Here is a 13,309-nt window from a genome sequence, read left to right on the forward strand (position 1 = left end):
CCCCGCCGCGTCAAGATGGCGACGTCATAGCCGCCCCTGCCGCTCGCCCTCAATGACGGCCGTAATAGGCAGTGAAACTGGCCTTGCCCAGGCTGTTGGCATTGAGCATGTAACCCACCAGCGCCGGCATGGCATCGGCCGGCAGGTCCAGCTTGTCCACCTTCAGCGCATGCACGGTAAAGACATAACGGTGCGGCTTGTCACCCAGCGGCGGGCAAGCTCCACCGAAGCCGGGCTGGCCGTAATCGGTCTTGCTCTGCACGCTGCCGGCTGGCAAATGCTGGCCATCGGCACTGCCGGCACCTGTCGGCAAGGAGCGGGTGGCTGCCGGCAGATTGAATACCAGCCAGTGCCACCAGCCACTACCGGTGGGCGCATCCGGATCATAAACAGTCAGGGCAAAGCTGCGGGTGCCGGCCGGCACATCGCTCCAGCTGAGCGCAGGCGAGGTATTGCCACCGCTGCAGCCAAAGCTGTTGAACTCCTGTGCCCGCGACAGCGTGCCGCCGGCCTTTACCTCGCTACTACCCAGTTGAAACGCGTGTGCGGTGCTGCACAGCAGACCAAAAACAAGAGTCGGCAACAAATGACGCATGGTGTTACTCCACGAAGAATAAGGGATGCACGGCAGCAGCCATGGCTGCATTGCCTGCATCATTCTAGGCAAGCCTGCCAGGCAAAGCGCGCCTTGGCCGCTCAGTGCATCGCCTTTGCCGCTCACGCCGCACAGCCTTGGAAAGCCGCTGAGCCAAGGGTCAGCCATGGCGAAAGGGCGTGCAAATACGCAAGGGCCATGGCAGCCAGCAGCCTGTCGCAGGGCTTTTCAACCCGGAATCACCGGCGCATCCCCGGTGCTGAACAGGTCCTCGGGCAATTCGCGGGTGGCACGCAGGGCACTGGGCGTTAGGCCAAAACGGCGGCGGAAAGCGGCGGCAAAGCGCGATGGCGACTGATAACCGCTGGCCAGCGCCACGTCCAGCAAGGACTGCCGCCCAGTCATCACCAGTCCCAGCCCATGCGCCAGCCGCGCTTCGGTCAGCAAACCGGAAAAGGTGCAGCTGGCCGCCGCCAGCCGCCGCCGCAGCGTGGCTTCGCTCATGGACAAGTGCTGTGCCACCTTCGCCGGCGTCCAGTCGTGCGCCGGATCGAAAGCAAACAATGCCTGCAATTGCTGGCGGGCATCCTCGGTCGGCAGCAGCAACAGGCTGCGGCCCTGCCCCTGCTGCAACAAGGCCAGCATCAGGCCCTGCCAGCCATGCTCGGCCAGGGCCTGGTCGATCGGGCCGTCTGCCTGCTCCAGGGTTTTCACCAGCTGCTGCAAAGCCTGGCGGCTGCTGGCGCTGGGAGTGAACACCGGATGACCAGGCGCTGCATCCAGCAGCAAATGGCCATGGAGCGCATGAAAGCGCTGCAGCCATTGCCGGTCCTGGGTCAGCGCCAGGGCCAGATAGTTGCCGCTGTCGGCATCCGGCTGGTTGACCAGCTCCAGCTCCTGCCCGGCAGGCAGCAGCAGCCACTCCCCGGCGCGGCAAACCAGCTCGCCGCTGCGCGTGTGGATGATCTTGCAGCCTTCCAGCACGGCAATCAGCTGGGACTGCCAGATGGGCACGCGGGCGATTCTTTGCTGCCGGCGCGAATGGTAAGTGGCCAGGGTGGCGGCCAATGCAGAAGTTGGGGACATGTCGGCATTGCAACGCGAAAGCGTGCGGCCGGCAAGTCTTGTCCGCCACACGCCACAAAAACGCCTGCCGCCAGCGGCGAAATCGGTTAACGCTATCTTGCTGATTAAGTTGGTAATTGTTTATATGATATACATCATAAGAAAATCAGCCGGTCCGCTACGGAAACAAGTATGCGCTATGACAAACAACACAAGACCGCCATCCGCCAACGCATCCTGGACATGGCCAGCCTGCGCTTTCGCTCGGAAGGCATTGCCGCGGTGGGCATTGCCAACCTGATGGCCGACCTTGGGCTGACCCACGGCGGCTTTTACTGGCACTTCAAGGACAAGGAAGATCTGGTCGCCCAGGTCTGCCAGCAGGCCATGCAGCAGATGGCGGAGCAGTGGCAGCAACAAGGCCAGCAGGCGGGGCCGGGACAGCAATGCCGGGGAGTGGCGGAACACTATCTGAGCATCCCGCATCGGGATTTTCCGGATACCGGCTGCGTGGCGGTCGCACTGGCCGGCGAACTGAGCCGGCGTGGCAGCCAGGCTCGCCAGGCCTTTACCAGCGGGCTGGAGCAACAGCTGGCCATCCTGGCGGCGGCCGCGCAGCAGGATGCCGCCAGCGGCGGCAGCCCGCTCAAGCCGACGGTGCAATTAAGCCTGATGGTCGGCGCCTTGCTGTTGTCGCGTGCCGTTAACGACCCGGCACTGTCCGCACGGCTGCTGGAGGATGCTGCCGCGCTGATTGCCAGCCAGACCGCCGCAGCCTGCTGAAGCCGGAGCCGGCTGGACTCAGGGCTGGCTGCGCTGGCAGGCCAGTCGCGTTTCCCGCACCATGCGCTCGAATTCGCCACTGCTTTGCAGGGCCTGCAAACCGCGATTGAAGCGGGCGATCAGCTCGGCGCCTTGCGGATGCCGCCGCCAGATCACCACATGCAGCGGGGCCGTCCAGAATGACTGGCCGCTGGATAGCTGGCCGGCCTGCGCCGGGGGGAAGTTGCGTGCCAGCAAGAACTGACCGACATCTTCTTCAATCGGGAACAGATCGATGCGGCGCGCCAGCAGCTTGCGGAAATTGCTCAGGTCATCCGCCGCGCCGTCGGTTTGCAACAGGCCCTGCTGCACCAGGCGGTCGAATTCTGCGGAATAGAAATTGCCGATGGTGATGCCGATGCGCAGTCCGGCCAGATCGGCCAACTGTGTCCAGCGCCGCTGCTCGGACTTGCGCTGGAAAAACACCATGCGTGCCGACATGACCGGCTGGCTGTATAGCAAATCCTGCAAGCGCTCGGGACTGGGCGCCCAGCCCAGGCTGCCGTCCGCCGTGCCATTGCGTGCGGATTGCAGGCTGCGGTTATTGGGCAGGAAACGGTAACTGACCCCGACATTGGCGCGGGCAAAGGCGGCGGTGACCACGCGGGACAGAATGCCGTTATCGGGAAGATGGCTGCCAAGATAGGGAGGCCACTCGTCGGACGCCAAGACAATGGACAGCCAGCCGCCGGCTGGCGGCTGGCCATGTGCGGCGGGCGCAGCCAGCGCCCAGCCCATCAACATGATGCCCAGGGCAAGATGCCGGACGGTGCCGGCATGACCTGCAAGCCATTGTTTCATGACCTGCTCCGTGATTCGAATCGTTAGCCACTGACGTACTCACGCCAGACTTCCCCGCGACGGCCACTGCCCTGCCTTGCCGCCATGGTTTGACGATCCCGGCAGTGACTCCCATCACATCAGCATACGGGCCGCCAACGGCGGCAGCAAGCGGCTTAGCGCTTGTTGGGCGACAGCAAGGCCGCAACCTGGCGGGCCGGCTGGCTGCGACGCGGTTGCGGGGCATTGCCCGGCTTGGCGGTGGCCGCCTGACGGGCCGGCTGCGGCTGGCCACCCTGGCTACGTGGCTCGGCCGCCTTGCTGCGCGGCGCGCTGCCGGCCGGGCGATGACCATGACCGGTCGGCTTGCTTTGCTGTTCGTGACGCGGCTTGCCGGCACCCTGGCCCTGGCGCGCGCCCTGGCCCTGACGACCACCGCCACCCTGGCCACGGCCACGACCGGCGCTGTTGCCCCCCATGGGAATCGGTTCCGGCTTGACGTTGAGGTCGGCCTCGAAACCCGGAATGGTGAAGCGGGCGATGGACTGCTTGGTCAGCTTTTCGATGTCGCGCAGAAAGCTGAACTCGTCGACACAAACCAGCGAAACGGCTTCACCCGGGCTGCCGGCACGGCCGGTACGGCCGATACGGTGTACATAGTCTTCCGGCACATTCGGCAATTCGAAATTGACCACATGCGGCAGCTGGTCGATATCCAGGCCACGGGCGGCGATATCGGTCGCCACCAGTACCTGCAGCTTGGACGTCTTGAAATCGGCCAGGGCGCGGGTACGGGCATTCTGGCTCTTGTTGCCATGAATGGCCGCAGCCGGGATGCCGATCTTGTCCAGCTTTTCGGCCAAACGGTTGGCACCGTGCTTGGTACGGGTAAACACCAGCACCTGATACCAGTTGTGGTCGCGGATCAGCTTGATCAGCAGATCGGTCTTCTTGTCGCGGTCCACCAGATGCACGCGCTGGTCCACCAGCTCGTTGGTGGTGTTGCGGCGGGCCACTTCCACCAGCTTGGGCTGGTTGAGCAGCTTGTCAGCCAGGGTCTTGATTTCGTCGGAGAAGGTGGCCGAGAACAGCAGGTTCTGACGCTTGGCCGGCAGCAGGGCCAGCACCTTGCGGATATCGTGGATAAAGCCCATGTCCAGCATGCGGTCGGCTTCGTCCAGTACCAGGATTTCCACGGCGGACAGATCCAGCGTGCGCTGGCTGACATGGTCGAGCAGGCGGCCGGGCGTGGCTACCAGGATGTCTACCGGTTTTTTCAGGGCGGAAATCTGCGGGTTGATGCCAACGCCGCCGAACATCACCATGGATTTGAGCGGCAGGTGCTTGCCATACTCGCGTACCGATTCTTCTACCTGGGCCGCCAGTTCACGGGTGGGGGTCAGCACCAGGGCGCGCGGCTTGCCGGGCTGGCGCGATGGCGCATCCATCAGCAATTGCAGCAGCGGCAGGGTAAAGCCGGCGGTCTTGCCGGTACCGGTCTGTGCGGCAGCCAGCAGGTCGCCACCTTGCAGTACCTGCGGAATGGCTTGAGCCTGGATCGGCGTGGGAATGGTGTAACCGGTATCGGCCACGGCACGCAACAAGGCGGGCGCCAGACCAAGGTCAGCAAAGGTAATTTCGGACATACTGCACTCCTGCGACTGCCTGATCGCAGTAAGCGACACCAATCTAGGCTGACGATAAACGGTTGAAATAAATGCGGACCGCCTCGGGATGAGGCTTGCATTGCGCGCCGATTGGCAAGACGCGGAAGTCGGCGAGTTTACAGACAATTGACCGGGCAGGGAAATCATCCTGCGTATTGGTGCAGCGTAACATCGCTGCACATGGCACAATAAAGCATGCTCAAGATCCCCCCAGTGCCATTTGCAGTCCTTTTGCTACTGCTCATCTCCGGCCAGGCGCATGCCCTGAACGGATCGCACTCGCTTGGTACCGGGCCGGACAAGAACGGTGGCCGAGGCAGCCTGCGCCAGCCGGTGCCGCCCACTCTGCCCCCCACGCCGACCATGCAGGCCACCGAGTTCGACTGCAACAAGCCGGCCAATGCCATGGAAACCATGCTGTGCCAGGATGAAGGGCTGATCCGGCTGGGCAACCGTCTGGACAAGGTTTTCACCCAGGCCATGGACAAGGCCAGGCAAAACAGCGCCGGCGCCCCCAGCCAAAGCAAGCTGGAGCAGGAGCAGCGGCGCTGGGCGCACAATCTCAAGGAATGCATGAAGAACGACAATCCCCATATGTGTCTGGGGGATACCTATATTCTGCGCATTACCGAACTGCAGGCCGGCTGGGGGCTGGCCCCCTCGCTGACCCCGCTGCACTACCTGTGCGGTGGCGGCGGCAATAACGATGTGCTGGCCACGTTTTACCGCACCAAGCCGGCCACGGCGCGGCTGGTACGCGGCAAAAGCCAGGTCATCCTGCATCAGCAGGAGCTGGTGACCGGCGGTGCCCGCTATGCCGGCCAGAATGTCGAATTCACCATCCGGGGCAAGGAAGCCAGCATCAACTGGAAAGGCGAAAGCCTGTTGTGCATCAGTCAGCCGGAGCAATAGCGCCAGCCTGCTCCCTCCCGGTTTGTTCCAGACGTCTGCCGCCGGTCATGCGGCCTTCAACCCAATATTGCGGAAACATCATCATGGCGCTTACAGCCACCATTTATAAAGCCGGCCTGTCGATTTCCGACATGGACCGCGGCTACTACGCCAGCCACAACCTGACCCTGGCCCAGCACCCGTCGGAAACCGTGGAGCGCCTGATGGTGCGCCTGGTGGCCTTCGTACTGAATGCCAGTGACACCCTGAGCTTTACCCGTGGCCTTAGCTCGGACGACGAAGCCGAGCTGTGGCAGAAAAATTACAGTGACGAAATCGAACTGTGGATAGAGCTGGGCGAGCCGGATGAAAAACGCCTGAAAAAAGCCTGCAGCCGCGCCGACAAGGTGGTGCTGTACAGCTATGGCGGCCGCTCCAGCGAGGTATGGTGGCCGCAGATCGAAAACAAGCTGGTAAAGCTGGACAAGCTCAGCGTCTACCGCATCAGCACCGCCACCCTGGCCGAACTGGCCAGCCTGTGCCAGCGCGGCATGCAGCTGACCGCCACCGTGCAGGACGGCCAACTCTGGCTGGCCGACGAAAGCCGCAGCGTGCTGGTTGAGGTAGAGCCGCTGAAAGTGCCGCATTAAGCAGCCGCCGGCGAACTAGGGCGGTGGCATGACGGCCGCCAGTTGCCGCGCGGCTGCATCGCCCTGCTCCAGTGCGGCGATCACGCCTTGCCGGTCCTGCGGCAAACGGTTTTGGCTGAGCTTGGCCTTGACGTCCCAGCGCTGCACCCGCAGCCGGAAGCCGACGATGCCGCGCTGCATGGCGGCCATGGCCTGCGCCGACAGTGCGCTGCTGTTCCACCCGGCCGCGCCTTCAAACTGCAAGGCCAGCTGCTGCAACAAGGCTGACAGCGCCTCCCCTTCCACCGCTTCGGCCCGGCCATGGGCATGCGCCACCCGGTAATTCCAGGTGGGCACCATGCCGTCCGACTCATACCAGCGCGGCGAAACATAGCCGTGCGCACCGGTAAACACCGCCACACTGTCCTGCCCGAACAGTACCGCGGCATGGCCATTGGCCCGCGCCAGATGGCCCAGCAGGCAATCGGGGTCGCACGGGTCGGGCAGCAATACCACGTGGCTGAGCCAGGGCTCGCCAGCGCCCTGGGTAATCAGCGTGGCCAAGGGATTGTCGGCCATCACCTGCCGCGCATAGTCGGCGTCGGCGGCGAATGCCGCAGGGCAATACAGGCTCATGGTTGTTCCCCCGTACTGGCCGGGAAAGCATAGTCGCGCACGAGCTCGGCAATCTGCACCCGGTAGCCGGCATACCAGCGCTCACGCCCCAGCTGCTGCGCCAGCAGATGATCGGCGTTGGCTTTCCAGACAAGGATGCTGTCCAGGTCCGGCCAGTAGGACAGCGCCACCTCCTGCCCGCCTTCATTCAGCGCGACAAACTCCAGACAGCCAAAACGGCTCAATGCCAGTTCGCGCAATTGTGCCGCCACCCGGCTGTACTCCTCGTCCAGCTGACGGGCCTGCGCCCGGAAAATCACCACGTACATATCGTGCCTCCCTATTGCCGCATGGCGATGGCCAGGCGGTTCAGTGCATTCATGCTGGCAATGGCCATGGTCAGGTCGCAGATTTCCTGCGCGGAAAAATGCGTCAGCAAGGGCTGATACGCCGCATCGTCCGCCTGACTGCTGGCAATATCGGTCAGCGACTCGGCCCAGGCCAGCGCGGCTTTTTCCCGTGCGGTAAAATGCGGGCTCAAGTGCCAGCCGGCCAGCGTATCCAGCCGGACAGGGCTTTCCCCGCCGCTGCGCAATGCGCGGGCATGCATGTCCAGGCAAAAGGCGCAGCCATTGCGCTGCGACACGCGCAAATACACCAGCTCCACCAGATTACGCCCCAAGGGGCTGTCTTCCAGCAATTTCTTGATGGCTCGCAAATGCTGCAAGGCCGGGCCGGACAATTCGGCATAAGGCTGACGCAAACTGGTCATGGTGCTTTCTCCTGAGGGCAAGCCTGCATTATTCATCCGGCAATGGCCCTGTCACAGGTCCACTTTGGCCATCAGGCAAGGAACCACTATCCCACCAGTGCGGCCAGCGCACGCCACAGCAGCAGCAGGCCCATGCCCAGCAGCAGCAAGCCACAGACGATATCGATGCGCTGCCGCCCGGCCTCGCCCAGCCGGCCCAGCAAGCGGCCGGCCCCGAAAGCCAGCACACACCACCATAGTGCCGAGCCGGCAAACACCCCCGCCACCATCAGCAGGGCCTCGGCCATACCCGGCTGGGCATGGCCGGACAGGCTGGCGAACACGGCCAGAAAGGACAAGATGGTCATGGGATTGCTCAGGGTCAGCAGCAGCGCCGAGGCCCAGGCACGATACCAGCCATGGGCACTTGCCACCCGGGCGGCCTCGCTTCCCGCCTGCCGCCGCAACATGCCCAGCCCCATCCACGCCAGCAACAGGCTGCCGGCCACCGCCAGCGGCAGGGCCAGCGCCGTCAGCTGCTGGATCAGCGCACTCAGCCCCAGCGCGCCCAAGGTGGCATACAGCGCATCAGCCGTCGCCGCGCCCAGCCCGGTGGCCAGCCCCACCCACGGTCCCTGACGCAAGCTGCGGTCGATACACAGCAGGCCGATCGGCCCGACCGGAGCGGCAATGGTCAGGCCCAGCAACAGGGCTTGGGCAAACAAGGTCAACAAATGCATGAGAGGACTCCTGACAGGAGCAAACAGTCTGCCCGGCCTGCCAGCTGGCTTACATGGTGTTTTTCAGGCAAAGCCGCCCGTATAACTGATAAATTAAAGTCAGACTGCACTTTCACCATAAAGGGACGGCCATGGAGATCGACAGCAAAGCCTGGAAGATTCTGGAATGCCTGCAGCAGGACGCACGGCTGTCACTGACCGAGCTGGCGCGTGCCGTGGCAATGTCGGTGCCCGCCGTGTCGGAACGGGTCAAACGGCTGGAAGAAGCCGGGGTGATCCAGGGCTACCACGCCCGGCTAGCACCCGCCAAGGCGGGTTACACCTTGTCGGCCATGGTGGGCATTACCGTGGCACAGCCCTACAAGAAAAAGCTGCTGCAATTACTGGAGGACATGCCGGAAGTGCTGGAATGCCACCATGTCACCGGGGCCGATTCCTATCTGTTCCGCCTGCTGGCACGGGATGTCGGCCATCTGGAAACACTGGTGGCGCGGGTGAATCATCTGGGTGAAACCCGCACCTCCATCATCCTGTCCACCCCGATTACTGCACGCCCCTTGCGCGCGCCGCGTTAATTGCCATGCAAAGCGAACCTTAACGTCATCTGGCTGTCGTAAAATGCCGGTATCCCTAGCTCCTAGCCAAACCCCATGACCTCGCTGACCCTGCGTGCTGCCACCTTTGACGATGCCGGGCTGATTGCCCGACTGCATACCGAAAGCTGGCAGCACAGCTACCGCACCATTCTGTCCGACGACTATCTCGACCACGTTGCCCCGACCGAGCGCCACACCATGTGGACCCGCCGCTTCCATTACGACAAGCATCTGTGGGTGCTGCTGGCCCTGTGGGAAGGCGAGCCAGTGGGCTTTGTCTGCCTGCTGCCGGATGGCGAGAGCGAGCGCGGCCTGCTGCTGGACAATCTGCATGTGCTGCCCGGTCAGCAAGGCCGTGGCGTCGGCCGCAGCCTGTTGCAGGCGGCGGCTGCCCAGGCAGATACCCTGCAACCGGGGCGCCCCATGCACCTGTGGGTATACGAGGCCAATAGCGAGGCGCGGCGGTTTTACAGCCGCATGGGCGGGGAAATGGTAGATCGTGAAAGCGTGCTGGCCCCGGACGGGCGCAAGGCCATTGCCCTGTGCTATCGCTGGGCGCAGCCGGCGCAACTGGCCGCCGTCCAGGCATAAGCCGCCACCCTGCTGCGGCAGGGCCGCGCCGGCTTTGCTAAACTGGCGCCATGTCTGCCCTCAAATACCTGCTGCACTACCCACCCAGCCTGCTCGTTCAGGTCCAGGCCCGTCTGGACGACGGCAGCCTGGGCAACTGGCTGACCAGCCGCTATCCCGACAGCCACGCCGTACAGAGCGATAACGCGCTGTACCAGTATGTCGGCGAGCTGAAACAGCGCTATCTGAAAAATGCCCCGGCCCCCACCAAGGTGCTGTATGACAATCGCCAGCATCCGGTGAAGGGAACGCTGGGCACCAATACCCAGATTTCGCGGGTGCAGGGCAGCAAGCTCAAGGCCAAGCACGAAATCCGCATCGCCAGCCTGTTCCGCGACGCGCCCGAAGCTTTCCTGCGCATGATCGTGGTGCACGAACTGGCCCATCTGCGCGAGAAAAACCACGACAAGGCCTTCTACCAGCTGTGCTGCCATATGGAGCCGGCTTACCACCAGCTGGAATTCGATACCCGGCTGTGGCTGACCCTGCGCGAACTGGAGCCAGCCACCAGCCCGGCTGCGCGCTAGTAGCGGTCGAGAAAGGCGGCGATCTGCTGGTAAGTCCGGGCACACTCCGCTGCCACCAGCTGTTCCATATTGAGAAAGGCATGCACCAGGTCATCAAAATGCAGATGCTGGTGCGGCACCCCGGCCGCGCGCAATTTATCCAGATAGCACAGCGCCTCGTCACGCAGCGGATCAAACCCGGCCGTGACCACCAGGGTGGCCGGTAGCCGTTCGGTCATCGCCATGTGCAAGGGCGAGGCGGCCAGCCGGTCCTCGCCATGCTGGAAATAATTGTCGAAATACCAGGCGATGCGATCGCTGTTGAGAAAATAGCCTTCGCCATTCTCGGTAATCGACGGCAGGCTCATGCTGTAGTCCAGGCTGGGATAGACCAGCACCTGGGCGGCGATCTGCAAGGCGGTATCGTGCTGCGAGCGCGCACTCACCGTGGCCGCCAGCGCCGCACCGGCCGAGTCGCCCATCAGCGACAGGCTGGACAGAAACGGCAGCTGGCGCGCGCTCAGCGCGGCAAACACGCCGCGGGCAGCGGCATAGGCATCATGCAGCGCGGCCGGGTAAGGGTTTTCCGGAGCCAGCCGGTATTCCGGCACCACCACGATATGGCCGGTGGCCGCGGCCAGCCGGCGGCTGATGGGGTCGTAGACGCTGACGCTGCCGGCGGTATGGCCGCCACCATGCAAAAACAGCAGCACCGGCCGCGCCTCCTGCGGTGCCGGATGGTAAATACGCACCGGCACGCTGTAATCGCGGCCGTGGATGATTTCGTCATTGACCCAGGCAATGTCCGGCCCGGCACTGACCAGGCTGCGGGTGACATTGGCCAGCGCCTCGCGGGCACCAATGGCGGTGGGCTTGTAGCCGCTGTCACGCAGGCGGCGGATGAGCTGGTTGAGCTGGGACAACCAGTCGGTCAGCTTGGGGCTGACTGCATGCATGTTTACTTCTCCTGACTTGGGCAAACTTCAGCGTTTGCCGCACATTAATATACCAAAGTCATTAAATGTGCCAGCTCAAGCGGTTTCATGACTGGATACCAGCTGGTCACGCCGGGCGAGTTGCGGAAACCAGCGCATCCACAGCAGCACCACCAGCAAGGTGCCCGCCCCGCCCAATACCACGGCAGGCACGGTTCCCAGCCAGGCCGCCGTGACACCGGATTCGAACTCGCCAAGCTGGTTGGAGGCACCGATGAACAGCGAGTTCACCGAATTGACCCGGCCGCGCATGTCATCCGGCGTTTCCAGCTGCACCAGCGTGCCGCGGATCACCACGCTGATGACATCGGCCGAACCCAGCAGCATCAGCGCCAGCAAGGACAGCGGGAAAGAACGCGACAGGCCGAACAGGATGGTGGCCAGGCCAAACACGGCGACAGCGGCAAACATGATGTGCCCGGAGCGCCGGCGTATCGGATGGCGCATCAGCCAGGCCGACATCAGCAGCGCCCCGGCCGCCGGGGCCGAGCGCAACAAGCCCAGTCCCCACGGCCCGGTCAGCAGGATGTCGCGGGCAAACACCGGCAGCAAGGCAGTGGCCCCGCCCAGCAGTACGGCAAACAGGTCCAGCGAAATCGCCCCCAGGATATCCGGCCGGCTGCGGATGAAACGCACGCCCAGCAGCAGGGAATCCAGCGACACCCGCTGGCCGGTGGGCAGCACCCGGCTGGAGGGCAGCAGGCTGACCAGTACCAGGCAGGCCAGAAAACAGGCGGCCGCCAGGCCATAGGTCAGCTCGGCCCCCACCGCATACAGGAAGCCGCCCAGCGCCGGGGCGATGATGGTGGCGGCCTCATTGGCCGAGGCTGCCATGGCAATGGCCTGCCCCAGCAGGCGCGGCGGTACGATATTGGGCAACAAGGACTGCATGGCCGGCATGTCGAAGGCACGGCAGCAGCCCACCACCACCGACAGGGCAAAGATCAGCCCGCGACTGACCTGCCAGCCCGCGCCCAGATTACCCAGCAGCAGCACGCTTGCCGCCACCGCCTGTATGGCCAGGCTGACAGCCACCACCCGCCGCCGGTCAAAGCGGTCGGACACCGCGCCGGTCACCAGCACCAGCAGCACCCGTGGCAAAAACTGCAACAGGCCGACCAGGCCCAGGTCCAGCGCACTGCCGGTCAGGGCATACACCTGCCAGCCAATGGCCACGGTAAGAATTTGAAAACCGGCCGTCAGCAATACACGGGCCAACCAGAAATGCCAGAAAGGGCGGCAATGCCGCAAGGATGCAGACGCGTCGTTCATGGAAGCAGTAAAGGCGGCCGGAATGGCCATGACAAAGAACTCAAGCCTACCGGCTAAACGCCTGTAACTCTAGCCTTACACCCCGCGCTTAACACTTGCTGACACAATCCTCCGGCACGGCATGCGGCGCAGCTCAGGCAAACAGCCGCGCCAGCCAGCCGCCCTGGCGCCCGGATGGCAGGCAGGCGGCAGCCTCCTGCACCAGCTCGGCCACCAGTTCGTGGTCCACCGCAGGTCGTTGCACCTGCAAGGCATCACGCTGGCCGGTGGGGGCCAGTGCCAGTCCCTGCCCTTGCCGACTCAAACGGTAGCCACCGCCGCAGGAGGGGCAATGCACGGTGGCACCATCCTGCAGGCGGCGCGGAATGGCGATGATGGGCCCGCAAGCCTGGCAGCTTTGCAGGGGAATGCCCGCCTCGCTGTGGCCGACGATATGCTCCAGCTTGCCCGCCTCGCCCAGCGCGATAAAGCGCTCGCCACAGGCGCGGTCAAACTGGCTGCCCAGATTGTCGCGGATGATCTCCAGCGCCCGGGCCACCGGCATGCCCGCACGATAAGGGCGGTGGCTGGTCATGGCATCAAAGGCATCGGCAATGCCGACGATGCGCGCCACCAGCGGAATGGCCTCGCCCTTGAGGCCGGCCGGATAACCGCGCCCGTCCGGTGTTTCGTGATGCATCAGCACCGCCTCCATGGCCAGGGCGGCCAGCGGATGCTCGCGCAGCAGATCCGCCCCCTGCTGCGGATGGGTCTTG

The 13,309-nt window shown here is 64.0% G+C and carries 17 protein-coding genes; 6 read left to right on the forward strand and 11 right to left on the reverse strand.

Annotated features, from left to right (window positions below; all coding sequences use genetic code 11):
* Nucleotides 1-49: 49 nt before the first annotated feature.
* Together JHD64_RS17025 and JHD64_RS17030 are read right to left on the reverse strand one after the other, a co-directional pair.
* The gene (locus tag JHD64_RS17025; RefSeq protein WP_059285552.1) at nucleotides 50-595 is read right to left on the reverse strand and encodes a YbhB/YbcL family Raf kinase inhibitor-like protein; all 546 of its coding nucleotides are present in this window, start codon (nucleotides 593-595) and stop codon (nucleotides 50-52) included.
* Between the two features lie 228 nt (nucleotides 596-823).
* Nucleotides 824-1,681, reverse strand: a complete 858-nt coding sequence (locus tag JHD64_RS17030) for an AraC family transcriptional regulator (protein WP_199054389.1) — start codon at nucleotides 1,679-1,681, stop codon at nucleotides 824-826.
* A 171-nt stretch (nucleotides 1,682-1,852) separates the two neighbouring features.
* Here JHD64_RS17030 and JHD64_RS17035 point away from each other — a divergent pair, with 171 nt between their 5' ends.
* Nucleotides 1,853-2,443, forward strand: coding sequence for a TetR/AcrR family transcriptional regulator (locus JHD64_RS17035; protein WP_199054390.1), 591 nt, complete (start codon nucleotides 1,853-1,855; stop codon nucleotides 2,441-2,443).
* Nucleotides 2,444-2,461: 18 nt separating this feature from the next.
* Here JHD64_RS17035 and JHD64_RS17040 read toward each other — a convergent pair whose 3' ends face one another.
* Nucleotides 2,462-3,283 carry an ABC transporter substrate-binding protein gene (locus JHD64_RS17040; protein ID WP_199054398.1) on the reverse strand — a complete coding sequence of 274 codons (822 nt, stop codon included), beginning with the start codon at nucleotides 3,281-3,283 and terminating at the stop codon, nucleotides 2,462-2,464.
* A 155-nt stretch (nucleotides 3,284-3,438) separates the two neighbouring features.
* Nucleotides 3,439-4,908, reverse strand: coding sequence for a DEAD/DEAH box helicase (locus tag JHD64_RS17045; protein ID WP_110313429.1), 1,470 nt, complete (start codon nucleotides 4,906-4,908; stop codon nucleotides 3,439-3,441).
* Nucleotides 4,909-5,160: 252 nt separating this feature from the next.
* Between JHD64_RS17045 and JHD64_RS17050 the strand changes: the two genes are divergently transcribed.
* Both JHD64_RS17050 and JHD64_RS17055 read left to right on the forward strand, forming a co-directional pair.
* Entirely contained in the window at nucleotides 5,161-5,841 is a 681-nt protein-coding gene (locus JHD64_RS17050) for an MliC family protein (protein WP_158527730.1), read from the forward strand.
* An 83-nt stretch (nucleotides 5,842-5,924) separates the two neighbouring features.
* Entirely contained in the window at nucleotides 5,925-6,470 is a 546-nt protein-coding gene (locus JHD64_RS17055; protein WP_059287440.1) for a YaeQ family protein, read from the forward strand.
* 15 nt (nucleotides 6,471-6,485) lie between these two features.
* Here JHD64_RS17055 and JHD64_RS17060 read toward each other — a convergent pair whose 3' ends face one another.
* The 4 genes from JHD64_RS17060 to JHD64_RS17075 all read right to left on the reverse strand — a co-directional run bounded on the left by JHD64_RS17060 (nucleotide 6,486) and on the right by JHD64_RS17075 (nucleotide 8,555).
* Nucleotides 6,486-7,085, reverse strand: a complete 600-nt coding sequence (locus JHD64_RS17060; RefSeq protein WP_199054400.1) for an FMN-binding negative transcriptional regulator — start codon at nucleotides 7,083-7,085, stop codon at nucleotides 6,486-6,488.
* Nucleotides 7,082-7,393 (reverse strand): antibiotic biosynthesis monooxygenase, encoded by a 312-nt coding sequence (locus JHD64_RS17065; RefSeq protein ID WP_199054402.1) that lies wholly within the window; start codon nucleotides 7,391-7,393, stop codon nucleotides 7,082-7,084. The genes JHD64_RS17060 and JHD64_RS17065 overlap by 4 nt, the downstream gene beginning before the upstream one ends.
* 11 nt (nucleotides 7,394-7,404) lie before the next feature.
* Nucleotides 7,405-7,836: a carboxymuconolactone decarboxylase family protein gene (locus JHD64_RS17070; protein WP_199054404.1), complete on the reverse strand. Its 432-nt coding sequence runs from the start codon at nucleotides 7,834-7,836 to the stop codon at nucleotides 7,405-7,407.
* Nucleotides 7,837-7,922: 86 nt separating this feature from the next.
* Nucleotides 7,923-8,555, reverse strand: coding sequence for a LysE family translocator (locus JHD64_RS17075; protein ID WP_233170561.1), 633 nt, complete (start codon nucleotides 8,553-8,555; stop codon nucleotides 7,923-7,925).
* Nucleotides 8,556-8,686: 131 nt separating this feature from the next.
* Between JHD64_RS17075 and JHD64_RS17080 the strand changes: the two genes are divergently transcribed.
* From JHD64_RS17080 to JHD64_RS17090, 3 genes are all read left to right on the forward strand, one after another.
* On the forward strand, nucleotides 8,687-9,130 hold the full coding sequence (locus JHD64_RS17080; RefSeq protein ID WP_199054406.1) for an Lrp/AsnC family transcriptional regulator: 444 nt from the start codon (nucleotides 8,687-8,689) through the stop codon (nucleotides 9,128-9,130).
* Between the two features lie 75 nt (nucleotides 9,131-9,205).
* On the forward strand, nucleotides 9,206-9,742 hold the full coding sequence (locus tag JHD64_RS17085) for a GNAT family N-acetyltransferase (protein WP_199054408.1): 537 nt from the start codon (nucleotides 9,206-9,208) through the stop codon (nucleotides 9,740-9,742).
* 50 nt (nucleotides 9,743-9,792) lie between these two features.
* Entirely contained in the window at nucleotides 9,793-10,308 is a 516-nt protein-coding gene (locus JHD64_RS17090) for a M48 family metallopeptidase (protein WP_199054410.1), read from the forward strand.
* Here the strand turns inward: JHD64_RS17090 and JHD64_RS17095 are convergent.
* From JHD64_RS17095 to JHD64_RS17105, 3 genes are all read right to left on the reverse strand, one after another.
* On the reverse strand, nucleotides 10,305-11,243 hold the full coding sequence (locus JHD64_RS17095; protein WP_110313426.1) for an alpha/beta hydrolase: 939 nt from the start codon (nucleotides 11,241-11,243) through the stop codon (nucleotides 10,305-10,307). The two genes, JHD64_RS17090 and JHD64_RS17095, sit on opposite strands and share 4 nt — an antisense overlap.
* Before the next feature lie 75 nt (nucleotides 11,244-11,318).
* A complete protein-coding gene (locus tag JHD64_RS17100; protein WP_233170562.1) occupies nucleotides 11,319-12,584 on the reverse strand; it encodes an MFS transporter in 1,266 nt (421 codons plus the stop codon).
* A 103-nt stretch (nucleotides 12,585-12,687) separates the two neighbouring features.
* On the reverse strand, nucleotides 12,688-13,309 hold a 622-nt coding region (locus JHD64_RS17105; protein ID WP_199054412.1), incomplete at its 5' end, for an HD domain-containing phosphohydrolase.

The organism is Aquitalea sp. ASV15 (assembly GCF_016429115.1).
In the GTDB taxonomy this organism is placed as follows: Bacteria; Pseudomonadota; Gammaproteobacteria; order Burkholderiales; family Chromobacteriaceae; genus Aquitalea; species Aquitalea magnusonii.

Bases quoted from the DNA above. Each gene is read 5' to 3' on its own strand.
- JHD64_RS17030 (WP_199054389.1), bottom strand. From the start codon at position 1,681: ATGTCCCCAACTTCTGCATTGGCCGCCACCCTGGCCACTTACCATTCG.
- JHD64_RS17075 (WP_233170561.1), bottom strand. From the start codon at position 8,555: ATGCATTTGTTGACCTTGTTTGCCCAAGCCCTGTTGCTGGGCCTGACC.
- JHD64_RS17090 (WP_199054410.1), top strand. From the start codon at position 9,793: ATGTCTGCCCTCAAATACCTGCTGCACTACCCACCCAGCCTGCTCGTT.
- JHD64_RS17080 (WP_199054406.1), top strand. From the start codon at position 8,687: ATGGAGATCGACAGCAAAGCCTGGAAGATTCTGGAATGCCTGCAGCAG.
- JHD64_RS17095 (WP_110313426.1), bottom strand. From the start codon at position 11,243: ATGCATGCAGTCAGCCCCAAGCTGACCGACTGGTTGTCCCAGCTCAAC.
- JHD64_RS17025 (WP_059285552.1), bottom strand. From the start codon at position 595: ATGCGTCATTTGTTGCCGACTCTTGTTTTTGGTCTGCTGTGCAGCACC.
- JHD64_RS17045 (WP_110313429.1), bottom strand. From the start codon at position 4,908: ATGTCCGAAATTACCTTTGCTGACCTTGGTCTGGCGCCCGCCTTGTTG.
- JHD64_RS17040 (WP_199054398.1), bottom strand. From the start codon at position 3,283: ATGAAACAATGGCTTGCAGGTCATGCCGGCACCGTCCGGCATCTTGCC.
- JHD64_RS17070 (WP_199054404.1), bottom strand. From the start codon at position 7,836: ATGACCAGTTTGCGTCAGCCTTATGCCGAATTGTCCGGCCCGGCCTTG.
- JHD64_RS17100 (WP_233170562.1), bottom strand. From the start codon at position 12,584: ATGGCCATTCCGGCCGCCTTTACTGCTTCCATGAACGACGCGTCTGCA.
- JHD64_RS17085 (WP_199054408.1), top strand. From the start codon at position 9,206: ATGACCTCGCTGACCCTGCGTGCTGCCACCTTTGACGATGCCGGGCTG.
- JHD64_RS17055 (WP_059287440.1), top strand. From the start codon at position 5,925: ATGGCGCTTACAGCCACCATTTATAAAGCCGGCCTGTCGATTTCCGAC.
- JHD64_RS17035 (WP_199054390.1), top strand. From the start codon at position 1,853: ATGCGCTATGACAAACAACACAAGACCGCCATCCGCCAACGCATCCTG.
- JHD64_RS17060 (WP_199054400.1), bottom strand. From the start codon at position 7,085: ATGAGCCTGTATTGCCCTGCGGCATTCGCCGCCGACGCCGACTATGCG.
- JHD64_RS17065 (WP_199054402.1), bottom strand. From the start codon at position 7,393: ATGTACGTGGTGATTTTCCGGGCGCAGGCCCGTCAGCTGGACGAGGAG.